The sequence below is a fragment of the Halovibrio salipaludis genome (assembly GCF_002286965.1).
Lineage (GTDB): Bacteria > Pseudomonadota > Gammaproteobacteria > Pseudomonadales > Oleiphilaceae > Halospina > Halospina salipaludis.
In genome coordinates, this window is record NZ_NSKD01000002.1 from 422,793 (window position 1) to 448,394 (window position 25,602).

Here is a 25,602-nt window from a genome sequence, read left to right on the forward strand (position 1 = left end):
GCTGTTGAACAAGCGCCGACACTTTAGCACAGGCGCACCTTCTGGCCACAATCCCGCGCGGGTTCCACGCGCCACCCGCCCTCTTCCGGCAGCAATCCCAGTTCCCCGGTGCGCGGTGTGAACAGCACCCGCGTCGCCGCCTTCCCATATCGCTCAAGGGCCGGCGCCCCGGCCTCTCCCTGATACCAATCGGGCGGTGCCAGCACCGAAACCGACGGCGACAGCGCCTCGATGAAGCCAAGCTGTGAGGACCGCCCCGTGCCACCCCTGGGTGCCACCAGCAGGTCAACCTCTTGGGCCCTGCTGAGTCCCCCAAGAATACGCCTTTCCCCACGACGGTCCACCGGCCCGGCAAGCAACGCCGTGCGTTCTCCGCTGCGCAGCAGCAGGCTGCACTGTCCACCCGCAGCCAACCCACTCAGGGTGACACGCCCCCTGCCCGTGTGTTGCTCCAGCGTGCATTCGGGCGCCTCAATAACACGCCGGACATCCGGGAGCCTCGGGGAGGCCCAGTGGCGCTGCGGATCCATGCCCGGATCCCCCAGAACCAGTTGATCGATCACGCTGACTCCCAGAGTATCCAGCCAGGCGCCAATGCGGTCACGGGTCATCGCCCGGGTCCGCGAACCGGGCTCACGCCCATCAAACAGCACCGTGCGCGACCCATCCCGGATCAGGACCACCGGACCGCCCACGCCATCCGCAACCCTAAGCTCATGATGAGCGTACCCGGAGGCTGCCGGCTCCGAATGCTCAGCTAGGGGAACCAGGCCCAGAACAGCGACCGCCAGCAGGCGGTAGGGCCAGCCCACCGGCAACATCGAACACAGGACAATACCGGCACCTACCAATGCGGTGCCGGAAGCGGGCACGGGCAGTTCGAAGGCCCACTGCTGGGCCCAGCCCAGGAATGACCACAGCACGGTGACCGCCATATCCACCCCCGGAACGACCCAGCTGGCAGACGCCGGATGGAGCAGCAACAAGGGGGCGGCGACCAGAATCACCGGCATCACCACCACGGAAAGCCAGGGAATGGCAGCCAGGTTCACGGCAAAGGCAATGCCGGACGGCGCCATTCCGTGCCACAGCAGGAGCGGTGCGAGCCCGGCCACCACGGCGAACTGGGCAAGCACCAGTCCCCTCATGGCGCCAGGTGACCGGAAGCGGGCGCCCAGGCCCAGTATGAGGCAGGCCACGGCGCCGAAGGACAGCCAGAAACCCGGTCCCCACAGGGCCCGCGGCTCCAGCATCACCACCACCATCAGCGCCATCAGCCAGCCGTCCCAGAGCCGCCACTGGCGCCCGGAAGCCAGCATCCAGCCCGCCACTGCCACCATCACCAACGCGCGCTGGGTCGGCACCGTCAGTCCGGCGAGCAGCGCGTAGCCGGTCGTCACCAACCCCACGAGCGCAAACGCAGCGAACCGCCCTGCGGCAGGTCGTCGATGATTCATCCGGGTGATGGGCACCCCCAGACCCGCGCCAGCAATGGCGGCCACCAGCCCCACGTGCAGGCCGGAAATGGCCACCAGGTGTTGGGTCCCCGTGGCATCGAGGCGGGCCCAGTGCTCTTCCCTGAGGCCCGCGCGGCTGCCGAAGAGCAGTGCCTCCACCAACTCCGGGTTACGCAGGCGCTCCCCGTGACGATTGAGGCGGTGGATCAGCGCAATGCGGGCTGAATGGTAGTGGCAGGCGAGGTCACAGAATTCCGGGGCCGGTTCCATGCTGCGGACCCTGGCAACGGCGCCAATGCGCTCGCGCCAGAGCCACTGTTCAAATCCGCCACCACCGGCGTTGAGCGGGGCGCGCGGCGGATCCAGGCGAGCCTCAAGCACCACGCCGCCACTGATCCGATGGCGGGAATCCTCACCGTCCAGCGTGGCTCTGATCCGGGCAGGCAGCTGTCTATCTCCACCGTCGGTACAGACCACAAAAGCCAGGTTACCGCCGCTGGTAGGGCGGGCCGGTTCACAGACATAGCCCTTAACGGTAACCGGCTCCGTCCATGCCTTTAGCTCGGCGGGTGGCTGTACCCCCGGCCATTCCAGTAGGATAAGCACCACTGTCAGCGCCAGCATCCCTGCGCGCATAACACCCTTCCCTGTCATACCGTGTTTTCGTTCGGATGAGGTGAGCTTCACTCATGGACAGACGTTTCTTCAAGCGCCTCATCCCTCACCCGGATCAGCTCCGCCGGTTCCGTGCCCTGAAGCTGCTCGGCAACGTCCTGCACGAACCCAACCTGTGGCACATCAACCGCCACTCGGTGTCCAGGGCCATCCTGCTCGGCGTGTTCTGGTGCATGGTGCCCATGCCGTTCCAGAGTCTGCCGGCCGCCATGACGGCCATCTGGTTCAATGCCAACCTGCCACTGACCCTGATTACCCTCTGGATCAGCAACCCACTGACCATGGGGCCACTGCTCTACGCCGGTTACGCCGTCGGTGTGCTGGTGCTCGGGCGACCCGGGGAGGCCGAGCAGTTCCAGCTCAGCTGGGAGTGGATCAGCAGCCGCCTGATCGAGGTGGGTGTGCCGCTGTACATCGGGTCCCTGATCCTGGGCGTGGTCTTTTCCCTGAGCGCCTATTTTGCCATCCAGCAGTTATGGCGGCGGCGCGTGCGCCAGCGCTGGCATCAGCGCCAGCACGAACGCCGCCTCAGGAATGGGCCTCACTGAGCCCGCCATGATCCAGGCGTAAAACGCGCCCCATCCCCTGCGCCAACTCCAGGTCATGGGTGACCACCACGAAGGCGGAATCAAGCTGCTCGTTGAGCTCACGCATCAGCCCCTGGATCCGTTCGCCGGTATCGTCATCCAGATTGCCCGTGGGCTCGTCCATCAGGACACAGCGCGGGTCGTTGACCAGCGCCCTGGCGATCGCAACCCGCTGGCGCTCGCCACCGGAAAGTTCCGAGGGCTTGTGCTTCAGGCGTTCACCCAGGCCGACCCCCTCCAGCAGATCCCGGGCCTTCGCCCTCGCCTGGCGGGGACTGTAACGCCCCAGCGCCGCCGGAAGCGCCACGTTGTCCAGCGCACTGAACTCCGCCAGCAGGTGATGGAACTGGTAGACGAACCCCAGGGTGCGGTTGCGGAAGCGGCAGCGTTCACGCTCGCGCATGCCATGGATGTCCTCGCCGTCGATCCAGACCGCCCCCTCGCTGGGCCGATCGAGCCCACCCAGCATGTTGAGTAGCGTGGTCTTGCCGGAGCCGGAACTGCCCACAATGGCCAGGGTCTCGCCGGGAGCAACGCTCAGGTTCACGTCCGAGAACACGCGCAGGGTGTCGCGCCCTTCGCGGTAGGTCTTGGCCAGGTCACGGCACTGGATGATCGGTGTCTCACTCATATCGCAGGGCCTCCGCTGGCTGGACCCGGGAAGCGCGCCACGCCGGGTAGATGGTTGCAAGCAGGCTCATGGCCAGGCCCGCGCCGCCCACAATGAGCACATCATTGAGCTGGAGCTCAGACGGCAGGTAGCTGATGAAGTACACATCGGCGCTGAGGAATTGCATGCTCAGAACGCTCTCGATCCACTCGATGACGCTGCTGATGTTCAACGCGAGCAGCACACCCAGGCCGGTGCCGATGAGGGTGCCGCCCACGCCGATCACACCCCCCTGGATGATGAACACCGCCATGATGCCGGCCGGTGTCATGCCCATGGTCCGGAGAATGGCAATATCCGCCTTCTTGTCCGTCACCACCATGACCAGCGCCGACACAATATTGAAGGCGGCCACCGCCACGATGAACATCAGCAGCAGGCCGATCATGGTCTTCTCCATCTGGATCGCCTGGAACAGATTGCCGTGCGTCTGGGTCCAGTTCATGGTCCGGTAGCCGCCCGGCAGCGACTGCGCGATCTGATTGGCCACACGCGGAGCCTGGAAAAGCTCCTCCACCTGGATCCGCACGCCCTGGGCCTTGTCCCCGAGGCGGAGCAGTTTGCCGGCATCCTTGTAGTGGACCAGCGTGTAGCTGCTGTCGAGCTCCGCCCCGACGCTGAAGGTGCCCACCAGGGTGAACCGCTTCATCCGGGGCAGCACACCCGCCGGGGAGACGGACGCCTCCGGCAGCACCACGGTCACCCTGTCCCCCATGCGGATCCCCAGGCGCCGCGCCAGCGCCTCGCCCAGGATGATGCCGAACTCGCCCGCCTGCAGGTCCGACAGACTGCCGTTGTTCATGTGTTTCTGGATGATCGAGACATCGGGTTCGTGCTCAGGGTCAACGCCGTTGATCAGTGCTCCCTGCACCTCGCCCCGGCCCGTGAGCATGCCTTCAGCCCGTGAAAAGGGCGCCACGCCCGTCACCATGGGATTGGATTCGGCGACCCGGGCCACATCGCGCCAGTCCTCCATGCCCTCAGGGCTCTCGACCACCGCGTGCGGCACCATGCCGAGAATGCGTTCCCGCAGTTCCCGGTCAAAGCCGTTCATCACCGACAGCACGGTGATCAGCACCATGACCCCGAGGATCAGGCCCAGCATTGAGACCAGGGAGATGAAGGAAATGAAGTGGTTGCGTCGTTTGGCGGCGGTGTAGCGCAGGCCGATGAATACGGAAAGGGGTCTGAACATAGATGGTTACCGGAATCCTTGGGCAGGTCGGCCGCGCCTGCACTGTCATGAATCACTGTTACACTCAGAAGGATCGGGTCCAGGAGGAAGTCATGCCATCAGAACACGATCCCGAGCGTCGCCAGTTCTACCGGATCGAGGACCGCGTGGGCCTCGAATGCCGTCAACTCCAGGGGGAGCCAACCGGTCCCCCGGAAACCCTCTTCGAGGGCGGTGAAACGCTCCCGCTGGCGGAGGAGCTGCGCCGGCATGATGCAGAGATCCGGCATCAGCTCGGGCTGCTTTCGGAAAGCGACCGGGTCCTCTCCCAGCTGGCCCGTGCTCTCAACGAGAAGCTCGACACGGTGGCGCGGATTATGACCTTTCAGCAGAATCCCTTGCAAGACAGTGAGTGGGTTCATGTCACCCTCAGCGAGGGAGGCCTCTCCTTCATAACCGCGGACTCCACTCCCGAACTCGATTCACTGATGGCCGTGCGCCTGACCCTGATGCCCGAACTCAGCCAGGTTGCCGCCTATGCCCGCGTGGTGTCCGTGGATGCAACGGACAATGGCAACCGCCTGCACCTGCAGTTCCACAACATGGAGGATGCCGAGCGCCAACAGATCGCCCGGCATGTGCTCCGGCTGCAGGCCCGGGAGCGCCAGCAGGCGCGACAGCGCCGGGAGCAGCGCGGCGACACCCCCTGACTCGACGCAGCCAGCTCGTGCGCTATAGTTAGGGAAACACTCATGGATCACCGAGTCTGACCGGAACCACAATCATGCGAACACTGACTCCCCGGACACTCTGTTGCCGGATCGCCACGCTCACACTGCTGCCGCTGGCGGCCTCCATGGCTTCCGCCCAGCAGATGGCCAACCCCGAATCCGACGCGGCCAGTGCCCGCGCCCAGCAGCAACAGCAGGCGGAACGCACGACACGGCCCCTCAGCCTTAAGATCCAGCAGGAAGGCAATGTCCGGACCCCGCGCCGGGGTGAAAGCATGGGCTCCGTCCAGGACCGCTTCGGCGATCCCGAGGCGCGCCAGGGCCCCGTGGGTGAGCCGCCCATCACGCGCTGGCAGTACCCGCGCTTTGTTGTGGTCTTCGAGGGCGAGTGGGTCATCGATACCGTCGTGGAGCCTGACAGCTCGGACTGAACCCGGTATTGTTACGCGCCCAGAATCGACACCGGAGGTCCCCGGAGCCGTGAGCCGTTTCCGTCTTGCCGCTGAATGGGCGCCGCAGGGCTCTGTCCTGATGGCATGGCCCCAGCCCGATTCCGACTGGGCCGCGCTGGCCAATCACGCCGAGCCCACCTTCACCGCCATAGCCCGGGCGATACTGGCCGAACAGGACCTGACCCTTTGCGTCAGCAGTGAGCGCCAGGCCGTTGATCTTCAACAACGTCTTGTTTGCGCAACGGACCAGGGCCGGCTGCATACAGTGGTCGTCGCCACCAACGACACCTGGGCCCGCGACTTCGGCCCCCTGGCGCTCAGCGATGGCGCTGAGTGGCGGCTGCTGGACGCCACCTTCAATGGCTGGGGCAACAAGTTCCCCGCTGATCGGGATAACGCGGCCAACCACGCCCTGCACGCCCAGGGCGCACTCGGCAGCCTGCCCCTGGAAAGCGACCCCCTGGTGGTGGAAGGCGGCGCCCTTGAGACCGACGGCGAGGGCACGCTGCTCGTCAACCGCCCCTGCGTTCTCAATCCCAACCGTGGCAACCCTGAACCGGCCGCTGAGCGGATGACCCAATGGCTCCATGAACGGCTGGGCGCGGAACGCATCCTGTGGCTGGATAACGGCCACCTGGACGGCGACGATACCGATGGCCACATTGACACACTGGCCCGCTTCGCCGGGCCGGAACATATTGTCTACCAGGCCTGCGATAACCCCCGGGACAGCCACTACGCGGAACTCCAGGCAATGGCGCGGGAACTGGCGGCGCATACCGATGGCAACGGCCAGCCTTACCGCCTGACGGCCCTGCCCTGGCCGGATCCCGTCCACGACGACGAGGGCAACCGGCTGCCGGCGACCTACGCGAACTTCCTGATTACCAGCCATTCCGTGCTCGTGCCATGCTACGACGTCGCCCAGGATGACGAGGCCTGCCGAGTGATTGCAGGCTGTTTCCCGCAGCGCCGGGTCCAGGGCATCCAGTGCCGGCCTCTCATCCACCAGGGCGGAAGCCTTCACTGCCTGACCATGCAGCTGCCACCAGGAGCCGTGCCCGATGGCTGATCAACACGCCTTCATCGCCGCCGCCATACAGCAGAGCTGCGGCGCGGACCGCGAAGCCAACCTGGCCCATTCCGCAGGCCTGATCGAAAGCGCCGCCGACCAGGGCGCCCAGCTGGTGGTGCTGCAGGAACTCCACACCGGCCCCTACTTCTGCCAGGAAGAGGCCACCGACGTCTTCGACCGGGCCGAATCCATTCCCGGCCCCACCACCCGTTTTCTGGGCGAACTGGCCGCGGAGCTGGGTGTGGTCATCGTCGGCTCCGTCTTCGAGAAGCGCATGGCGGGGGTTCACCACAATACGGCGGTGGTGCTGGACAGCGACGGCAGCCTGGCCGGCTGCTACCGCAAGATGCACATCCCGGACGACCCCGGATTCTACGAGAAATTCTATTTCACCCCGGGTGACGCTTCCGCGGATGCTTTCCGGCCCATCCAGACCTCACTGGGGCGGCTCGGCGTTCTGGTGTGCTGGGATCAGTGGTACCCCGAGGCCGCCCGGCTCATGGCCCTGGCCGGCGCCGAGGTGCTCATCTACCCCACTGCCATCGGATGGGACCCGGAGGACGACACCGACGAACAGGCGCGCCAGCTGGATGCCTGGATCACCGTCCAGCGCGGTCACGCCATTGCCAACAACCTCCCTGTCATCGCGCCCAATCGGCACGGTTTCGAGGAGGCGCCGGACGGCTCCGGCCACGGCATCCAGTTCTGGGGCAACAGCTTCATCTGCGGCGGCCAGGGGGAACTCCTGGCCCGCAGCAGTGTCGAGGGTGATGACATCCTGCTGGCCACCATCGACCCTGATCGGACCGATGCCCTGCGGCGTATCTGGCCCTACCTGCGGGATCGCCGCGTGGACGCCTACGATCACCTGACCCGACGCGTGAGGGACTGATGAAGAATGCCGACCTGCTCCAGCAGACCACTGATCAGCTCAACCGGGTCCTGTTGGGCAAGCGCGAGCAGGTCCGCCTGGCGCTGTGCTGTGTGCTCGCCGGGGGGCACCTGCTGATCGAGGACATTCCGGGCATGGGCAAGACCACCCTGTCCCACGCGCTCTCCGGTACCCTGGGGCTCAGCTACAACCGGATCCAGTTCACCAGCGACCTGATGCCCGCCGACCTCCTCGGGTTTTCCATGTACGACAAGGAGGCGGGAGACCTGATCTTCCACCCCGGCCCGATCTTCGCCCAGGTGATCCTGGCGGACGAGATCAACCGCGCCTCGCCCCGCACCCAGAGCGCCCTGCTCGAAGCCATGGAGGAACGCCAGGTCTCCATTGAAGGGGAAACCCGGCCCCTGGAAGAGCCCTTCTTTGTCATCGCCACCCAGAACCCACTGGATCAGCGTGGCACCTTTCCCCTGCCGGAAAGCCAGCTGGATCGCTTCCTGATGCGGCTCACCCTCGGCTACCCGGACGAACGCGCGGAACGTGAGCTGTTGATGGGTCAGGACCGGCGCAGCATGACGGCCGAACTCCACCCCTTGCTCTCACCGGAAGCCCTCCGGCGAATGCAGGGGCTGCTCTCAGAGATTACAGCCTCCGATGCGCTGCTGGACTACATCCAGCGCATCCTCGCCTACAGCCGGGACATCTCCGGGGTTCTGTACGGACTCTCCCCCAGGGCGGGTCTGGGGCTCCTGCGGGCGGCCCGCGCCTGGGCGCTTCTGGAGGGCCGTGGTCACGTACTTCCGGACGACGTCCAGGCGGTCCTGCCCAGCGTGGTTGAACACCGCCTGGTGGATGACCACCACAACCGCCAGGAGATGCTCTCCCAGCGGATCCTGCGTGACGTGCCCGTGATCGTGTAGCGCCCGCCCCTGCGCCGGCGTTACCATGGGCACCATTGATTGACACCGTTTTCCCGATAGAGGAACAGCATGAGCGACAGCAACCACCATCGCCTGATCATTCTCGGCTCCGGCCCCGCGGGCTACACCGCCGCCGTCTACGCCTCTCGCGCCAACCTCAACCCCACCCTGATCACCGGCATCGAGGTGGGCGGCCAGCTCACCACCACTACCGATGTCGAAAACTGGCCCGGGGATATCGAGGGGCTCCAGGGCCCGGACCTGATGGAGCGCATGAAGGATCACGCCCAGCGCTTCAACACGGAGCTGGTGTACGACCACATCAACGGCGCTGACCTCAGCCAGCGCCCCTTCACCCTCACCGGTGACTCCGGCACCTACACCTGTGATGCGCTGATCATCGCCACCGGAGCCAGTGCCATGTACCTGGGCCTGGAATCCGAGGAAACGTTCATGGGCCAGGGGGTCAGCGCCTGCGCCACCTGCGACGGCTTTTTCTACCGCAACCAGGACGTGGCCGTGATCGGCGGCGGCAACACCGCCGTGGAAGAGGCGCTCTACCTCTCCAACATCGCCAACAACGTCACCCTGGTCCACCGCCGGGACCAGCTGCGTGCGGAGAAGATCCTGCAGGACAAGCTGTTCGCGAAGGACAACGTCAGCATCATCTGGGACCACACGCTGGATGAGGTACTGGGCGATGCCACCGGCGTCACCGGCGCCCGCCTGAAGAACAAGCATTCAGGCGAGACCCGGGACCTGAACGTCGCCGGCGTCTTCATCGCCATCGGCCACAAGCCCAACACCGACCTTTTCCAGGGCCAATTGGACATGAGCGGCGGCTATATCCGGATCCGCAGCGGCCTTGAAGGCATGGCGACGGAAACCAGCGTGCCCGGCGTCTTCGCGGCGGGTGACGTGGCTGACCACGTCTACCGCCAGGCGGTGACCTCGGCCGGCTTCGGGTGCATGGCGGCGCTGGACGCCGAAAAGTACCTCGACGGCCTCGCCTGATCCCTGCTCATGTCCGCGCTCCCCTGGCTGGACACACGCTCCCACTGGTTCCCGGATCCGGAAAGCGCTCTGGATGAACCGGACGGGCTTCTGGCCATCGGGGGCGACCTGCACCCCGATCGCCTGCTGAACGCCTACAGCCAGGGGATTTTCCCCTGGTTCTCCGACGACCAGCCTATTCTCTGGTGGTCTCCCAACCCGCGCTGTGTCCTCTTTCCGCCGAAAGTGCACATCGCCCGCAGCCTGCGCCGCCGGCTCAACCGGGATGAACTGCGCATCACGGTGGACTGCGCCTTCGAGGACGTGATCCGTGACTGCGGCCGACTGCGCGAGGAAGGCACCTGGATCACCGGCGACATGGAAGAGGCCTACTGCCACCTCCATGAACTCGGCCATGCCCATTCCTTTGAGGCCTGGAACGCCGACGGGCAGCTTGTGGGCGGCCTCTACGGTGTCGCCGTCGGCCGCTGCTTCTTCGGGGAATCCATGTTCAGCCGGCAGCGTGATGCCTCCAAGATCGTGTTCGTGCACGTGGCCCGCCAGCTTGAACGCTGGGGCTATGCTCTGCTGGACTGTCAGGTGGAAAACAGCCACCTGTTGAGTCTGGGTGCCGAACGGATTTCACGCCGGCGCTTTTTGACTATACTCAGAGAGAATGTGGATCGTCCCGCCGGACACGACTGGCGGATGGACTGGTTCTGGGGCCGGGAGTCCGATACATGAGCAGTCTCAAGACGCTGATCTTCTTCGCTACCCCTGAGCATCCGTGCAGCTACCTGACCGACCGTCAGGCAACGACCATGTTCGTCGATCCCCGGGCCCAGGTGGACCGCAACCTCTATACCCAGCTCACGGAGCTGGGCTTCCGGCGCAGCGGCTCGCATTATTACCGCCCGCACTGCCGTGGCTGTAACGCCTGCATCCCCGTGCGGATTCCGGTTGAACGCTTCCAGCCGGATCGCTCCCAGCGCCGTGTGCGGCGCGACAACCGGGACCTGACCCTGATCCAGACGCCGGTGCGCTTCGACGAGGAAATCTACGACCTCTATGAACGCTACGTGGTGGAGCGCCATCACGACGGCGACATGTACCCGCCCAGTCGGGAACAGTTCACCTCCTTCCTCATCGAAGGCAGCATCGACGGCTTCTTCCTGGAGATGCGGCGCGAGGGGCGGCTGATCGCGGTCGCGGTGGTGGACGTGCTCGATACCGGCCTGTCGGCCATCTACACCTTCTTTGAGCCCGGCGAGGAAAAGCGCAGCCTGGGCACCTTCGCCATTCTGTGGCAGGTCCAGGAGGCCCACAGGCGCGGCCTGCCGCACCTGTATCTGGGGTACTGGATCCGCCAGTGCCGCAAGATGAACTACAAGACCCGCTTCCGCCCGCTGGAGCAGCTGATGAATGGACACTGGACCGAGCTGGTCACCAGCGACGGTATGCTGCACAATTCGCCCGCCTGATTTGGCAATGAACGCAAATTAAGGCAGAATTGCGCCACTCTGCCCCGGCATACGCCGTGTTCTGTTCAATCCCTGCCGGGCGCATACCAGCGTTTCATCAAAGTACGGAGTAGCAACTGAATGGCAAAGTCCGATGCCGTTGAAATGGAAGGCGTGATCGTCGATACCCTTCCCAACACCATGTTCCGTGTGGAGCTGGAGAACGGGCACACCGTTACCGCTCACATCTCGGGCAAGATGCGCAAGAACTACATCCGCATCCTGACCGGCGACAAGGTCAAGGTGGAGCTCACGCCCTATGACCTGAGCAAGGGCCGGATCACCTACCGCTACCGTTAACGGCTCCTTCCATTAAAAAACCCCGGGATCCGAATGGATGCCGGGGTTTTTCTGTTACGGGTCAACTCTACTCGACGGGTTCGGCGGGCTCTTCCGTTTCGAACTCGAACGCCAGGTCGTCGTCCTTCACATGAATGGAGACGTCGCCACCGTTCTTCGACAGCCGCCCGAACAGGATCTCCTCCGCCAGGCCCTTCTTGATCTTCTCCTGGATCAGGCGGCCCATGGGACGTGCGCCCATGTTCTCGTCGTAGCCGTGCTGGGCCAGCCAGAGCTTGGCCTCGTCGTCCACGTGCAGCACCACCTGTTTCTCGTCCAGCTGGGCCTGGAGCTCCGTAAGGAACTTGTCGACCACGTGCGAGATGATTTCCGGACTGAGCGAACGGAACTGGATGATGCCATCCAGGCGGTTCCGGAACTCCGGCGTGAAGGTCTTGTTGATGATCTCCATGCCGTCGGTGCTGTGATCCTGGTTGGCAAAGCCGATGGAGCGCTTGGTCAGCACCTCCGCGCCCGCGTTGGTGGTCATCACCAGGATCACATGGCGGAAGTCCGCCTTGCGCCCGTTGTTGTCCGTGAGCGTCCCGTGGTCCATGACCTGCAGCAGCAGGTTGAACACTTCCGGGTGCGCCTTCTCGATCTCATCAAGCAGCAGCACACAGTGCGGATGCTTGTTCACGTTCTCGGTCAGCAGCCCGCCCTGGTCGTAGCCTACGTAGCCCGGAGGCGCCCCGATCAGGCGTGACACGGTGTGGCGCTCCATGTACTCGGACATGTCGAAGCGCACCAGCTCGATGCCCAGAAGGCTGGCCAGCTGGCGCGTGACCTCGGTCTTGCCCACACCCGTGGGGCCGGCGAACATGAAGGCGCCCTCGGGCTTCTCCGGCGCCTTGAGCCCGGCCCGGGCCAGCTTGATGGCGGTGGACAGGGACTCGATGGCCTCGTCCTGGCCGAACACGGTCATCTTCAGGTCGCGCTCGATGTTGCGCAGCACGTCCTTGTCCGAGGAGGACACATTCTTTGGGGGGATCCGCGCGATCGCCGCCACAATGTCCTCGATCGCCCCTTCATTGATCACCTTGCGACGCTTGGACACCGGCAGCAGCTGCTGGCGCGCGCCCGCCTCATCAATCACATCAATGGCCTTGTCCGGCAGGTGACGATCGGTAATGTACCGGCCCGCCAGCTCTGCGGCGCTGCGCAGCGCCTTATCGGTGTACTTGAGTTCATGATGCTTCTCGAAGTGGCTCTTGAGCCCCTTGAGGATCCGGTAGGTGTCCTCAACGCTCGGCTCGTTCACATCAATCTTCTGGAAACGCCGCGCCAGGGCACTGTCCTTCTCGAAGATCCCGCGGAACTCGGAGAAGGTGGTTGAGCCGATGCAGCGTATCTCGCCGGAGCCCAGCATGGGCTTGAGCAGGTTCGAAGCGTCCATGACACCACCCGAAGCCGAGCCGGCACCGATGATGGTGTGGATCTCGTCAATGAACAGGATGGCGTGCTCGCGCTTCTTGAGCTCCGCCAGCAGTGCCTTGAGCCGCTTTTCGAAGTCACCCCGGTACTTGGTACCGGCCAGCAGTGCGCCCAGATCCAGCGAGAACACCTCAGCGTTCTTGATGACATCCGGCACATCCCCGTCCACGATCTTCTTGGCCAGGCCCTCGGCAATGGCGGTCTTGCCCACGCCGGCCTCGCCCACCAGCAGCGGGTTGTTCTTGCGCCGGCGGACCAGGATCTGGATGGTGCGTTCCACCTCATGCTCGCGCCCGATCAGCGGATCGATGTGACCCTGGGTGGCACGCTCATTGAGGTTCTGGGCATAGGCTTCCAGGGGATTCGAGCTGGTACCTTCCTCCGCGCTTTCTTCCTGCTGCATCGATTCCGACTCCGAGCCGCCTTCTTTCTCATCCGGCCCTGACACCTTGGAGATGCCGTGGGAGATGAAGTTCACCACGTCGATGCGTGCGATGTTCTGCTTCTTGAGAACGAACACCGCCTGGCTCTCCTGCTCGCTGAAGATGGCCACCAGCACGTTGGCACCGGTCACCTCCTTCTTGCCGGAGGACTGCACATGGAAAACGGCCCGCTGCAGCACACGCTGGAACCCGAGCGTCGGCTGGGTTTCGCGTTCACTGTCATTGGAGGGAATCAGCGGCGTCGTGGAATCCACAAAGTCGTTGAGCTCCTCGCGCAGTCGCGGCAGGTCGGCCCCGCAGGCTTTAAGCACGCGTACGGCGGATTCGTTGTCGAGCAATGCCAGCAGCAGATGCTCCACCGTCATGAACTCATGACGCTTGTCCCGCGCGTTACGGAATGCCTCGTTGAGGGTCAGTTCGAGGTCTTTACTGAGCATGGGCCACCCCGGTTTCAGTCAGCTCGTTCAATCTCACACAGCAGCGGATGATCGTGCTCGGAAGCATATTGATTCACCTGGGCCGCTTTCGTTTCCGCTATATCCCGAGTATAGACGCCACAGACCGCTTTGCCCTGAGTGTGTACCGCCAGCATGATCTGTGTCGCCTTTTCCTCCGGCATGGCGAAGAAGGTCATCAGAACCTCCACGACGAAATCCATCGGCGTGTAGTCATCGTTCATCAGCACCACCCGATACAGTGAGGGGTGCTTGACCTCGGGTTTCTCCGTTTCAACGGCAGTGCCGTCGTCCTGGCCCGGGTCCTCTTCTCCACCATCCTGATTCCATACTAGTAGAGCCTGATCCATCTTTACGAACCTGTCTTCAGTCATAATGTGTCGCCATGTACGGATTCCAGGCCATGCTCACCATCGCCTGGGTGGATTTTATCACGTTCATCCCGCGCGACACCCGTCCCGGTCACCCGCGACCAGTCCTCAAATCGGTTATACGCCACTTGACTCTGGTGGATTTTTAGTCAACAGTTTCCGTAATGATTTTACAAAGCGTTACATTCATTCACCCGCTGTGACCAGGAGCTGTTTCCGGGGGAACCGGCTCCGGACGCCAACCAGGCAGTCGGCAGGCAGGGATTCTCTGAGAGCAAGGAGGAAGTGATGCATCAGGGCAAGGTCAAGTGGTTCAACAACGCCAAGGGGTACGGCTTCATTATCGAGGAGGGAGAAAGCGAGGATCTGTTCGTCCATTTCTCGTCCATCCAGATGGAAGGCTACAAGACGCTCAAGGCGGGCCAGCGTGTTGAATTCGAGAAGCAGCCCAGTGCCAAGGGCATCCACGCGGTCAACATCATCCCCCATGAGGCGCCATCGCGGCACCGGGAAAGCGGTGAGTCCGCGCCCCGGGAAGATAGCAGCACTGGTACCGGCAGCAAGTCGCGTGCCCGACAGCCGGAGTCCCAGCAACAGACAGCCTGAAAACCCCACCCCGGTGCCGGGGCATCCATGGTGCCCCGGAGGGCGCAGCACTGCGTCCGCTCTTCCCTTCCGCCGCCGAGCGTTCTAGAGTCTGCACCCATCATGTCAGACCGGAGTTTGTCCGATGCAGTGGAAGCCCAATGCCACCGTGGCCGTTGTTGTCCCCGATGGGGATCGGTTCCTGATGGTTGAGGAGCACAGCGAGGGCGCGGTGGTCCTCAACCAGCCTGCGGGCCACATCGAGGAAGGCGAGTCCATACTGGAAGCTGCACGGCGCGAGACCCTGGAGGAAACCGGCTATCCGGTGACCCTCACAGCCTTTCTCGGCATCTATGTGTTCCGTTCTCCCCATAACGGACGCACCTATCACCGCTATGCCTTTATCGGGGAAGCGGGCCCGCGGGAAACCGACACGCTTGATGAGGGCATCATCGCGGCACACTGGCTTACCCCTGATGAGCTGGATACCCGCAGTGATCAGCTGCGCAGCCCCCTGGTCGCCAACTGCATCAGCGACTACCGCAGCGGCCGGCGTTTCCCGCTGGATCTGATCCGGGAGACCGCCCCGCAGTGACGCACCCGCGCCAATCCCCTACAATAGGCGCCCTATGACCGAAGTCCAGAATCCCGGCAACGCAAACGCCCCCCACGTCATCGTCGGTATGTCCGGCGGTGTTGACTCCTCCGTGGCCGCCCTGCTGCTCAAACAGCAGGGCTACCGCGTGGAGGGTCTGTTCATGAAGAACTGGGACGAGGCGGATGGCACCGAGCACTGCACCATCATGGAGGATCTGGCGGATGCCCAGGCTGTGGCCGGGCGAATCGGGATTCCGCTGTACACCGCCAGCTTCTCCGGCGAATACTGGGACCGTGTTTTCGAGCACTTCCTGGCCGAATACAGCGCCGGCCGCACCCCCAACCCGGACATCCTGTGCAACAAGGAGATCAAGTTCCGGGCCTTTCTCGATCATGCGGTCACGCTCGGCGCTGATTACATCGCGACCGGCCATTACGCCCGCCGGCGCGTGATTGGCGACGGCAGCCAGGCCCAGCTTCTGCGGGGGCTGGACGGCAACAAGGACCAGAGCTATTTCCTGCACGCCGTAGCCGGTGAACGGCTGGCCCGCACCCTCTTTCCGCTCGGGGACATGGACAAGGCCGAGGTCCGCCGGATCGCGGAGGACGCCGGCCTGGTCACCCACGATAAGAAGGACAGCACGGGGATCTGCTTTATCGGCGAACGCCGCTTCAGCGATTTTCTCAAGACCTATCTGCCGGCCCAGCCCGGGAACATCGAAACCCCGGACGGTGATGTGATCGGGCGCCACCAGGGCCTGATGTACCACACCATCGGTCAGCGCCAGGGTCTTGGAATCGGAGGGCTTTCCGGTTACAGCACCGAGCCCTGGTACGTGGCGGACAAGGACCTCGACCGCAACGTCCTGGTCGCCGTCCAGGGCGGCCAGCATCCCCTGCTGTACCGGCAGGGTCTGTACACCTGGCACATCGACTGGGTGACCGGGGCGCCGGAACTGCCGCTGCGCTGCGTTGCCAAGAACCGTTATCGCCAGCCGGACCAGAGCTGCACCCTGGAGGCCGCCGGTGACGGCTATCGTGTCCTTTTCGATGAGCCCCAGCGCGCGGTTACCCCCGGCCAGTCGGTGGTTTTCTATCAGGGCGAGGTCTGCCTGGGTGGCGGCGTCATCGAACGCACCTTCATGGACGAGGCGGGCTCGCCCGGCGAATCCATTCCCATGCAGGGGCAGTCCGCGTGAGCGCCAGTCTGCGCGACCAGACCCTGGCGCTGGCCGGCATCTTCCAGGCCGCCAGCCTGGTGCACCATACAGCCACCAAGGGCCAGTGTCCGCAGGACCCGCTGGAAACCACCATCCGTTCCCTGTTCCAAACGGATCCCAGCAACACCCTGGATGTCTACGGCGACCTTTACGGACTGCGTGAGGGCCTGAAAACACTGAGCCGGGCCATGGGCCAGCAGCCGGCCAGCCAGGACACCCAGATCCTGCGCTACGGTCTGAGCCTGGTCCAGCTGGAGGCACGCCTGCGCAAACAGCCGGACATGATGGACACCATCGGTGAGCGCATCGAACAGGCACGGCGCACCGTTGAGCATTTCGGCCCGACCCACCCGAACGTGCAGCGCAACCTGGCCAGCATCTACCAGGACACGCTCAGCACCTTCCGGATCAAAATCAACGTCAACGGTCACCGCCAGTACCTTGAAATTGAAGAAAACGCAGCCCGGATCCGTGCCTGCCTTCTGGCCGGTATCCGCTCGGCCGTCCTCTGGCGCCAGCTCGGTGGCCGGCGCTGGCAGCTGCTCTTCCGCCGCAAGCGCCACGTCGCCATCGCCGACGGCATTCTCCACGACCTCGACTGAGCGCCTGCCTGCAGCCCGTCCGCTCGTGTATAATAGGGCCTTTACCCATTGCACGAGAGGCTTGTCTCCATGGATCTGAACGCCCTCACGGCGATCTCGCCCGTCGACGGTCGTTATGGCAGCAAAGTGGCGCCGCTGCGTGAAATCGTCAGTGAATACGGGCTCATCCGCGCCCGGGTCACCGTCGAGGTTCGCTGGCTCCAGCACCTGGCCGCCCAGCAGGACATCCCCGAAGTCCCAGCTTTCTCCGAGGCCGCAAACCGCTTTCTGGACGACATGGTGACCGGTTTCGGCCTGGAGGACGCCGAGACCATCAAGGCCACCGAGCGTACCACCAACCATGACGTGAAAGCGGTGGAGTACTTCATCAAGGAGCGCATCGCCTCGGTCAGTGAGTCACTGCCGGAACTCACCGAGGTCTCCGAATTCGTCCACTTCGCCTGCACCTCCGAGGACATCAATAACCTCTCCCACGCACTCATGCTGCGCGAAGCCATGGACACCCAGGTCCTGCCAACCATGGATGAGCTTCTGGAGCGCCTCCAGGGCATGGCGGAAGAGCTTGCCGAGCAGCCGATGCTGGCGCGCACCCACGGCCAGACCGCCTCGCCCACCACGGTCGGCAAGGAACTGGCCAACAGCGCCTACCGCCTGGCCCGCCAGCGCGAGCAGCTGCGCGGCACGGCGCTCATGGGCAAGATGAATGGCGCCGTGGGGAACTACAACGCGCACCTCTGCGCCTACCCGGAAGTGGACTGGGAGACGCTCAGCCGCGACTTCGTGGAGGGGCTGGGCCTGAGCTGGAACCCCTACACCACCCAGATCGAACCCCATGACTGCGTGGCGGAGCTCTTCAATGCCCTGAGCCGTTTCAATACAGCGCTGACCGACCTGGATCGGGACCTGTGGGGCTACATCTCCCTGGGGTACTTCAAGCAGCGTACCGTTGCCGGCGAGGTGGGCTCGTCCACCATGCCCCACAAGGTCAATCCCATCGACTTCGAGAACTCCGAGGGCAACCTGGGGCTGGCCAACGCCATACTCGACCACCTCGCGTCCAAGCTGCCCATATCCCGCTGGCAGCGCGACCTGACCGATTCCACGGTGCTGCGCAACCTGGGCGTGGGCCTGGCGCACAGCCTGATCGCCTGGCAGGCCACCCTGAAGGGACTCTCCAAGCTGGAGATCAACCCGCAGCGCCTGGACGAGGATCTGCAGCAGGCGTGGGAGATCCTGGCCGAGCCGATACAGACTCTGATGCGCCGCTACCGGGTGGAAAAGCCCTATGAGAAGCTCAAGGAGCTCACCCGCGGCAGGGATATGACCCCGGAGGCCATCCACACGTTCATCGACGGCCTGGATATCCCCGAAGCGGCGCGCGAGCAGCTGCGCAGCCTGACACCGGCCCGCTATACCGGTAATGCCTCTGAACAGGCGCGTTCAATCCGCGCCCGTTCCCCGAAGTGACCCCTGAGACCGAAGGCCCGAACCCCCCATGTCCGTACTCGGCGAAACCAGCATCGAGCGCTTCCTCAGCGACTACTGGCAGAAGAAGCCACTGATCATCCGCAACGCCTTTCCGGGTATTGAATCACCGGTTTCGGTGGACGAACTCGCCGGGCTGGCCTGTGAGGAGGCCGTGGAATCCCGTCTTGTGTTCGAAACGGAGAACGACCAGCCCTGGCAGCTCCACAACGGTCCCTTCGAGGAGAGCTACCTGCGGTCGCTTCCGGACCGGGACTGGACCCTGCTGGTACAGGGCCTGGATCACTGGGTACCGGAGGCGGCGGAGCTGCTGGAGCACTTCCGGTTCGTGCCCAACTGGCGCCTGGACGACATCATGGCCAGCTTCGCGCCTGTCGGCGGCAGCGTCGGTCCCCACTTCGACCGCTACGATGTGTTCCTGCTCCAGACCATCGGCCAGCGGCGCTGGAAGATCGGGGGCGTTCACGACAACACCTCACCCCGGGTTGAGGGTACGCCACTGCACATTCTCGCGGACTTTGAGACACAGGAAGAAGCCGTCCTCAATCCCGGTGACATGCTGTATCTGCCACCCGGCGTGGCCCACTGGGGTATTGCCGAGGACGACTGCATGACCCTGTCCATTGGATTCCGCACGCCCAGCCACGCGGATGTGGTGACTGGTGTCGCGGACTCAGTAGCCGACAGCCCCGCCCTGGATCGTCAGCTGGAGGATCCGGCGCCCGCACTCCAGGATAATCCGGGGCGCATCAGTGACAGTCAGATCAAGGAACTGCAGTCGATTCTTGAGAAAGCACTTCAGAATCCGGACGCCATCGCCAGCTGGTTCGGCCAGGCCATGACCGAACCGGGTCACGAAGGCATTGTGGAACCACCGGAAGACCCGATGGATGCCACGACACTCCAGGAACTGGTCGCCGAAGGCAATCCCCTGGTCTGGAACGAGGGCAGCCGCTTCAGCTTTTACGACCTCCCTGACGACGGCGGCCGCCTGCTGTTCGTGGACGGCCAGCGCTTCCGCCTGACCGGCAACGCCACCGGCATTGCCGCCGTCCTCTGCGCCGGCCGGCATCCGGACATGGGCGCCCTCACCGACTATATGCGGGAACCAGCGCTCGCGGACCTGGTGGTCTCCCTGGTCAACCAGGGCAGCCTCTACCCCGAGGATGATGAGGGGGAGGAGGACGACGGAGCATGAGAATCGAGGCGCACCCCGCCGGCCAGCTGCCGGAAGCCGCCATAGCCCTGCGCCGTCAGGTGTTCACGGCTGAACAGCAGGTGCCCGAGGAACTGGAGTGGGATGATACCGACGCCAGCGCGGTGCATTATCTCGTCCATGACGACGCCGGGGAGCCCATTGCGACGGCGCGTCTCTACGAGGCACAGACCGGATGGGGCGCCATAGGCCGTATGGCGGTCGCCGCCAGCGCACGCGGCCAGGACGTGGGAACACGCCTTCTGACCCGGATGCTCCAGGATGAGCTTGCGACCTGGAACCGCTTCACACTCGGCGCCCAGGAGACCGCCGTCGATTTCTACCGGCGGCTGGGGTTCTATGTGGTCTCGGACAGGTACATGGATGCTGGCATCCCCCACAGGCGCATGAACTGCACCGCGCCCTCGCTGGTCACCCAGCAGGAGGCGGAAACCCGTTGCCCCTTCCTGCTGGCCTCGGACACCACCAGCTGGCAACTCGGCGCCAACGGCGATCAGCTGGAAGCGCTCCTCGCCATGGCGGAACAGGCAACCCGGCGGCTCTGGATTCATGACAGCACCCTCAGCCATGCCCTCTATGACGACAGCGGGCTGGAACAGGCGGTGTCACAGCTGGCCCGGCGCAGCCGCCACAGCGACATCCGCTTTCTCATCCATGATGACAGCCCCTTGGTGAAACGCCGCCACAGCCTGGTGGAACTGATGCGCCGCCTGCCCAGCCGCATGGCCCTCAGGCTGGTGAACACCAGTTACCCCTGCCCCAAGCGCCCCCTCATCCTGGTGGATGACAGTGGCGTCATCAGCCGGCATGACTTCGATACAGCGGAAGGCTTCGCCAATGCCTCGGCACCCCGCCGGGTGCGGCCCTTCGCCGAGGAATTCGAACGCGCCTGGGAATACGGACGCAGCTCCGTGGAACTGCGCGACCTGCCCCTCTGAGGCTCAGCGTTCCGAGGGATGGGCCGGTTCCGGACCGGCCGGGATGAAATCCGCCGCAAAGGGCTCAAAGGCCTGATTCAGCTCCTCCGCCCCCTCCACGATCCGCTGGCGCAGCCACTGATGATCCGGATTGTGCTGCAGCAGGGGACTCCAGGCCATCTTGAGGTCAATCGGCGGAATCGGGAACGGCGGCGCCTTGACCACCAACCCCGGATTGTCCTTCTGCAGCCAGGCCGCACGGCATGGCAGGGTCGCCATCACATCGTGCTGCTCCGCCAGCAGGGTCGCCACCTGGTAATGGCGGGTGAACACCGAGATCCGGCGCTTGCGGCCCAGCCTGCCCAGCGCCTCATCCACCCACCCCAGGCGCTGCACATCGCGCGGGTTCACGCCCACGCCGACACCGAAACCGGTCTTGCTGACCCAGATGTGATTCGCCTGAAGGTAGGTGTCCAGGGTGAACGGCTCGCGCAGCACCGGGTTCTCGTTGCTCATCAGGCAGGCGAACCAGTCGGTCCAGAGGGTGCGCTGGTGGAACGACTGCGGGATGGTGTCAAAGCGGTTGATGGCCATATCCACCCGCCCCTGCTCCACGTCAAGAAAGCTCACGTCCGAGGGCGTCAGCACGTCCAGAGTCACGTGCGGCGCCAGCTTTCGGATCAGGCGCAGGACCCGGGGCATGAGCGTGGATTCCGCGTAGTCGCTGGCCATGATGCGGAACACCCGCTCACTGGCACCGGCATCGAAGGAGCCGGTCTTCTGCACCGTCTGCTCCACCTGGGCCAGGATCTCGCGCACCCGGGGCTGGAGTCCCAGCGCCCGCTCCGTGGGGCTCATGCCCTCGCTCGTGCGAACCAGCAGTGGGTCATCGAACAGTTCCCGCAGCCGGCGCAGCCCGTTGCTCATGGCCGGCTGTGTCAGACCGAGATAACTGGCCGCGCGCGTGACGCTTTTCTCGCGCAGCAGCACATCCAGGTACACCAGCAGGTTGAGATCGATCCGGGACAGGTCCATGGCATCTCCAGGGGCACAGGAGCGGCCATTATGCCGTTACAGCGGCGTGCCAGACCAGTCTGGGCCGCTTTGCTCGTCCATTCATGCAGTTATCAGGCATCTCGTCTATACTGGAACCATTCCGGATACCACAGCGTGTACTGACTATGACCACTATCGCCATCATCGGTGTTCTGGCGCTGTTGCTGATCATCGGCATTGTGCTGATTGTCGTCAGCCAGATGCGTGAGAAGGCGCGCGTGGAACGCATGCGCCGCATCAAGGCCCTGGAGGACGGGCACAGCCTGCTGCGCCGGTTCGTAGACGAACTGCCCAACTCCTTTCTGGACAAGGCGCTGCGCCGCCTCATCCTGCAGCGGGCGCTGGAGCTGGCGGGCCAGCTTCGGGAGCTCAATGCGCCCGGTAACCCGAAAGCGCTGGAGGAAGCCGACCAGGCCGCCCTTTCAGCGCTGGAATCCGGGCAGGTCGAGGGCCCCGGCGAGTTCCCCATGAACGACCAGCAGCGGGTCAAGGAGGTCCGCAGCCTGCTGCAGATGCTTTTCCGCTTCGTGGAACGCCAGAAGAAAGCGGGCCGGGTCTCGGCCGAAGCCGCGCGCCAGCACCTCGTCAACATCCTTTTCCTGGTACACCGTGTCTATTCCGAACTGATGGTCTTCCAGGCGCAGGACCATGAACAGGCCAAACGCTACCGCAAGGCCATCCACTGCTATCACCTGGCGGCAAGTGAGCTGGAGAAATCCAAGGATCACCCGGATGCGGCTGAGCTGGTAACGCGTTACCGCGAGCGGATCAAGGAACTCAACCGTCTGGCCGAGGGCCAGGATCCCAATGCTGAGCGCACTGAAGCGGTCATGCCCAGCAGCGTGAACCGGGAATGGGAAGAGTTCATCCACGAGGAAGAGGCCTGGAAGAAGAAAGCGGATTATGACAGCTGAGGCCTCCTGAGGAGGTTCTGGAACGATCGCCGGAGGCATGGCCTCCACTGAAAAGGGACAGACCGGCGTGGATTCAAGGCTTTCACAGCGTTTATCGTTCCGCCTGACCCGCAATGTGGTACTGGCAGCACTGACCCTCGGGGTCCTGCTGAACCTGGGCGTGGTCACGCTGGACTACTTCAACGCCCGCTCCAACATGAACAGCGAGATCCGGGCACTGATGGAGATCAGCCACAGCCCGGCCTCCCAGATCGCCTACAACATCGATACCCGGCTTGCCGAGGAACTGCTGGACGGCCTGCTGCGCCATCCCGCCATCGTGAACGCACGCATTGAGGATCCCCAGGGGCGCATTCTCGCCCAACGCCAACGTCCCACCTCCGATGGCCCCTACCGCTGGCTGAGCGATTCCCTGTTCCAGCCACGCCGGGACTACAGTGAGGAGCTCCACGTCTCCCAGCTGCAGGAGATGGGGCTGGGTCATCTCCATGTGACCATCGACACCTACCCTTTCGGCAGCACCTTTCTCCAGCGCGCCGGCTACACCCTGCTCAGCGGTTTCATCATGAGCCTGGCCCTGGCGGGTCTGCTGCTGGTGATCTTCTACATGATGATCACCAAACCGTTGCTCCGGGTGGTCAGCGGGCTCCAGGACGTGGACTCGGACAACGCCGAGAAGGCGCGCCTGCCAACCCCGCGGCGCCACGAGCATGATGAGATCGGGCTGCTGGTGCACATCACCAATGAACACCTGGATACCATCGACAACAGCCTCCAGAAACTGCGCGAGGCGGAAGGCCGGCTCAAGGAATACAACGAGAAACTCGCCCAGATCGTCGAGGCCCGGACCTCCGAGATCCGGGACAAGAATGAAGCCCTCCAGCGCTCCAACCGCGCGCTGATCGATGCCCGCGAGGAAGCCCTGGAAACGGCGCGCGCGCGGGCGGATTTCCTCGCCAGCATGAGCCACGAGATACGGACGCCTCTGAACGGGCTCCTTGGCATGCTGCGCCTGGCGCTCGAGAACCGGCTCAGCGCCCCCCAGAGGGAGCGCATGGAACTGGCACTGAGCGCCGGCGAGAACCTGGTGGCCCTGGTCAACGACATCCTGGACATTTCCAAGGTCGAGGCCGGCAAGCTCACCCTTGAACACATCGGCCTGGACCCCGGGGCTCTCGCCGAGGAGTGCGCGACCCTGTTTGCCCAGCAGAGCGTGCGCACCGCGGATGTCGCCATCGTCACGCGCATTGCGCCGGACATTGAACCGGCCTACCTGGGGGATCCCACCCGTCTGCGCCAGATCATCAACAACCTCATGGGCAATGCCATCAAGTTCACCTCCCGTGGCCAGATCACCCTCAGCCTCAACCCCCACCATGACGGCCTTGAGCTGATCGTGGCCGACACCGGCATCGGCATGTCCAGGGAGGCCCAGAAGATGGTTTTCTCGCCGTTCTCACAGGGGCAGGCGGATACCGCGCGACGCTTCGGGGGGACCGGGCTCGGCCTGACCCTGTGCCGGCAGCTGGTGGATCGCATGGGCGGCACCATCGAGGTCACGTCACAGGAGAACGAAGGCACCCGCGTCAGAGTGCACCTGCCGCTGGACACCGACCCGGAAGCAACGCCACGCAGCGGCGAGAGCGACTTCGGTGGCATGCGCACCCTGCTGCTCACAGGACCGGACAACCCCCATGCCCCGCCCCTGCAGGATCATCTGCGCTACTGGGGCGCGCACGTCCGCCATCACACCACGCTGCCGGAGACGGATGCCGACCTGGGCGTGGAGAGCCAGGATCTGATCATCATCGACAGCCATGATACGGGATGGCGTGCACTGCTGGACCTGGCCCAGCGCTGCCCACCGGTGGTCCACCTGGGCGCGGATGGTGACGGTGCCGACCGTTCCGAGACCATCCAGCTGCCCCTGGTGCGCCGCCAGCTGGTCAATACCCTGCGCATCGCCATCGGGCTCACTGCCGTGGGCTCCCACTCACACCAGGGGGCGCCGCGCTCATCCGTGGCTCTGGATGTGCTTCTGGTGGAGGACAACCAGGTCAACCAGATGGTGGCCAGCGGCATGCTGCGCAAGCTCGGTCACCGGGTCGTGGTCCGGGAAAACGGTGAGCTGGCCCTGGAATACCTGCAACGCAACAGCTGTGACCTGGTTCTGATGGACTGCCAGATGCCGGTCATGGACGGTTTTGAGACCACACGCACCATGCGCGCCACGGAAGGCCTGGAGCATATGCCGGTAATCGCGGTCACCGCCAACGCCATGGAAGGCGACCGCGAGCAGTGCCTCAGTGCCGGTATGAACGATTACCTCACCAAGCCCTACAGCATCGAGGCCATGCGTGAGGTTCTGGAACGCTGGGGTGCGGCGGGCGCTCAGTCCTCCCGGGGCTGAAGCTCCAGCGCCGCCGAATTGATGCAGTACCGCATCCCTGTGGGCTCGGGCCCGTCCGGGAACACATGCCCCAGATGGGCATCGCACCGGGCACAGAGCGCCTCGGTACGGACCATGCCGTGGCTGCGGTCGACCCGCTCGGTGACGGCCCCGTTACTGGCCGGCTGCCAGTAGCTCGGCCACCCGGATCCGGAATCGAACTTGTGCCGGGCATCAAAAAGCGGCTCACCACAGCAGACGCAGCAATAGACCCCGTCCTGCTTGCAGTCATTGTATTCACCGCTGAACGGCCGCTCCGTGCCACCCTCCCGGGTGACCCGGTAACTTTCCGGGGACAGCCGCTCAAGCCATTCCTGATCGGACTGGTTTACTTTTGTCATCTCGTGAGCCTCCGCTACAATACCGAGTGCGCCAA

General features: G+C 64.2%; 26 protein-coding genes. 19 read left to right on the top strand and 7 right to left on the bottom strand.

Features of this window, described 5'->3' with window-relative positions; translation table 11 throughout:
• Window positions 1-23: 23 nt before the first annotated feature.
• Entirely contained in the window at window positions 24-2,093 is a 2,070-nt protein-coding gene (locus tag CK501_RS06680; RefSeq protein WP_158223071.1) for a ComEC/Rec2 family competence protein, read from the bottom strand.
• A 53-nt stretch (window positions 2,094-2,146) separates the two neighbouring features.
• Between CK501_RS06680 and CK501_RS06685 the strand changes: the two genes are divergently transcribed.
• Window positions 2,147-2,680 carry a DUF2062 domain-containing protein gene (locus CK501_RS06685; RefSeq protein WP_095616964.1) on the top strand — a complete coding sequence of 178 codons (534 nt, stop codon included), beginning with the start codon at window positions 2,147-2,149 and terminating at the stop codon, window positions 2,678-2,680.
• On the opposite strand, the gene CK501_RS06690 is transcribed toward CK501_RS06685, so the two are convergent.
• Window positions 2,661-3,350 carry an ABC transporter ATP-binding protein gene (locus CK501_RS06690; RefSeq protein WP_095616965.1) on the bottom strand — a complete coding sequence of 230 codons (690 nt, stop codon included), beginning with the start codon at window positions 3,348-3,350 and terminating at the stop codon, window positions 2,661-2,663. The genes CK501_RS06685 and CK501_RS06690 overlap by 20 nt on opposite strands.
• Entirely contained in the window at window positions 3,343-4,584 is a 1,242-nt protein-coding gene (locus tag CK501_RS06695; RefSeq protein WP_095616966.1) for a lipoprotein-releasing ABC transporter permease subunit, read from the bottom strand. The genes CK501_RS06690 and CK501_RS06695 overlap by 8 nt, the downstream gene beginning before the upstream one ends.
• 92 nt (window positions 4,585-4,676) lie before the next feature.
• Here CK501_RS06695 and CK501_RS06700 point away from each other — a divergent pair, with 92 nt between their 5' ends.
• From CK501_RS06700 to infA, 9 genes are all read left to right on the top strand, one after another.
• On the top strand, window positions 4,677-5,273 hold the full coding sequence (locus CK501_RS06700) for a PilZ domain-containing protein (RefSeq protein ID WP_095617163.1): 597 nt from the start codon (window positions 4,677-4,679) through the stop codon (window positions 5,271-5,273).
• Window positions 5,274-5,347: 74 nt separating this feature from the next.
• Window positions 5,348-5,725 carry a hypothetical protein gene (locus tag CK501_RS16930; protein ID WP_095616967.1) on the top strand — a complete coding sequence of 126 codons (378 nt, stop codon included), beginning with the start codon at window positions 5,348-5,350 and terminating at the stop codon, window positions 5,723-5,725.
• Window positions 5,726-5,774: 49 nt separating this feature from the next.
• Window positions 5,775-6,818, top strand: coding sequence for an agmatine deiminase family protein (locus tag CK501_RS06710; RefSeq protein WP_095616968.1), 1,044 nt, complete (start codon window positions 5,775-5,777; stop codon window positions 6,816-6,818).
• A complete protein-coding gene (locus CK501_RS06715) occupies window positions 6,811-7,713 on the top strand; it encodes a carbon-nitrogen hydrolase (RefSeq protein ID WP_095616969.1) in 903 nt (300 codons plus the stop codon). Before CK501_RS06710 ends, CK501_RS06715 begins: the two co-directional genes overlap by 8 nt.
• Entirely contained in the window at window positions 7,713-8,630 is a 918-nt protein-coding gene (locus CK501_RS06720) for an AAA family ATPase (RefSeq protein WP_095616970.1), read from the top strand. The genes CK501_RS06715 and CK501_RS06720 overlap by 1 nt, the downstream gene beginning before the upstream one ends.
• Before the next feature lie 69 nt (window positions 8,631-8,699).
• The gene (trxB, locus tag CK501_RS06725; protein ID WP_095616971.1) at window positions 8,700-9,644 is read left to right on the top strand and encodes a thioredoxin-disulfide reductase; all 945 of its coding nucleotides are present in this window, start codon (window positions 8,700-8,702) and stop codon (window positions 9,642-9,644) included.
• A gap of 9 nt (window positions 9,645-9,653) precedes the next feature.
• Window positions 9,654-10,367 (top strand): leucyl/phenylalanyl-tRNA--protein transferase, encoded by a 714-nt coding sequence (aat, locus tag CK501_RS06730; protein WP_095616972.1) that lies wholly within the window; start codon window positions 9,654-9,656, stop codon window positions 10,365-10,367.
• A complete protein-coding gene (locus CK501_RS06735; RefSeq protein ID WP_095616973.1) occupies window positions 10,364-11,104 on the top strand; it encodes an arginyltransferase in 741 nt (246 codons plus the stop codon). Before aat ends, CK501_RS06735 begins: the two co-directional genes overlap by 4 nt.
• A gap of 120 nt (window positions 11,105-11,224) precedes the next feature.
• Complete coding sequence (infA, locus tag CK501_RS06740; RefSeq protein WP_077531475.1) at window positions 11,225-11,443, top strand: translation initiation factor IF-1; 219 nt, start codon at window positions 11,225-11,227, stop codon at window positions 11,441-11,443.
• 67 nt (window positions 11,444-11,510) lie between these two features.
• Here the strand turns inward: infA and clpA are convergent, their stop codons facing one another.
• Window positions 11,511-13,796: an ATP-dependent Clp protease ATP-binding subunit ClpA gene (clpA, locus tag CK501_RS06745; RefSeq protein ID WP_095616974.1), complete on the bottom strand. Its 2,286-nt coding sequence runs from the start codon at window positions 13,794-13,796 to the stop codon at window positions 11,511-11,513.
• A gap of 14 nt (window positions 13,797-13,810) precedes the next feature.
• Complete coding sequence (gene clpS / locus CK501_RS06750) at window positions 13,811-14,164, bottom strand: ATP-dependent Clp protease adapter ClpS (protein WP_077531808.1); 354 nt, start codon at window positions 14,162-14,164, stop codon at window positions 13,811-13,813.
• Window positions 14,165-14,473: 309 nt separating this feature from the next.
• Between clpS and CK501_RS17070 the strand changes: the two genes are divergently transcribed.
• The 7 genes from CK501_RS17070 to CK501_RS06785 all read left to right on the top strand — a co-directional run bounded on the left by CK501_RS17070 (window position 14,474) and on the right by CK501_RS06785 (window position 20,828).
• Complete coding sequence (locus CK501_RS17070; RefSeq protein ID WP_095616975.1) at window positions 14,474-14,791, top strand: cold shock domain-containing protein; 318 nt, start codon at window positions 14,474-14,476, stop codon at window positions 14,789-14,791.
• A 124-nt stretch (window positions 14,792-14,915) separates the two neighbouring features.
• A complete protein-coding gene (locus CK501_RS06760) occupies window positions 14,916-15,365 on the top strand; it encodes an NUDIX hydrolase (protein WP_095616976.1) in 450 nt (149 codons plus the stop codon).
• Between the two features lie 34 nt (window positions 15,366-15,399).
• Complete coding sequence (gene mnmA, locus CK501_RS06765; RefSeq protein ID WP_143421400.1) at window positions 15,400-16,566, top strand: tRNA 2-thiouridine(34) synthase MnmA; 1,167 nt, start codon at window positions 15,400-15,402, stop codon at window positions 16,564-16,566.
• A complete protein-coding gene (hflD, locus tag CK501_RS06770) occupies window positions 16,563-17,189 on the top strand; it encodes a high frequency lysogenization protein HflD (protein ID WP_095616977.1) in 627 nt (208 codons plus the stop codon). The genes mnmA and hflD overlap by 4 nt, the downstream gene beginning before the upstream one ends.
• Before the next feature lie 69 nt (window positions 17,190-17,258).
• On the top strand, window positions 17,259-18,656 hold the full coding sequence (gene purB, locus CK501_RS06775; protein ID WP_095616978.1) for an adenylosuccinate lyase: 1,398 nt from the start codon (window positions 17,259-17,261) through the stop codon (window positions 18,654-18,656).
• Window positions 18,657-18,684: 28 nt separating this feature from the next.
• Window positions 18,685-19,872: a cupin domain-containing protein gene (locus tag CK501_RS06780; protein WP_095616979.1), complete on the top strand. Its 1,188-nt coding sequence runs from the start codon at window positions 18,685-18,687 to the stop codon at window positions 19,870-19,872.
• Window positions 19,869-20,828, top strand: a complete 960-nt coding sequence (locus CK501_RS06785; RefSeq protein ID WP_095616980.1) for a GNAT family N-acetyltransferase — start codon at window positions 19,869-19,871, stop codon at window positions 20,826-20,828. The genes CK501_RS06780 and CK501_RS06785 overlap by 4 nt, the downstream gene beginning before the upstream one ends.
• Window positions 20,829-20,831: 3 nt before the next feature.
• On the opposite strand, the gene CK501_RS06790 is transcribed toward CK501_RS06785, so the two are convergent.
• Window positions 20,832-21,842, bottom strand: coding sequence for a LysR family transcriptional regulator (locus tag CK501_RS06790; protein WP_095616981.1), 1,011 nt, complete (start codon window positions 21,840-21,842; stop codon window positions 20,832-20,834).
• 146 nt (window positions 21,843-21,988) lie between these two features.
• Between CK501_RS06790 and CK501_RS06795 the strand changes: the two genes are divergently transcribed.
• Window positions 21,989-22,777: a hypothetical protein gene (locus tag CK501_RS06795; protein WP_095616982.1), complete on the top strand. Its 789-nt coding sequence runs from the start codon at window positions 21,989-21,991 to the stop codon at window positions 22,775-22,777.
• A gap of 37 nt (window positions 22,778-22,814) precedes the next feature.
• Window positions 22,815-25,187: an ATP-binding protein gene (locus tag CK501_RS06800; RefSeq protein WP_198949420.1), complete on the top strand. Its 2,373-nt coding sequence runs from the start codon at window positions 22,815-22,817 to the stop codon at window positions 25,185-25,187.
• Here the strand turns inward: CK501_RS06800 and msrB are convergent.
• Window positions 25,169-25,567, bottom strand: a complete 399-nt coding sequence (gene msrB / locus CK501_RS06805; RefSeq protein WP_095616983.1) for a peptide-methionine (R)-S-oxide reductase MsrB — start codon at window positions 25,565-25,567, stop codon at window positions 25,169-25,171. The two genes, CK501_RS06800 and msrB, sit on opposite strands and share 19 nt — an antisense overlap.
• Window positions 25,568-25,602: the final 35 nt, after the last annotated feature.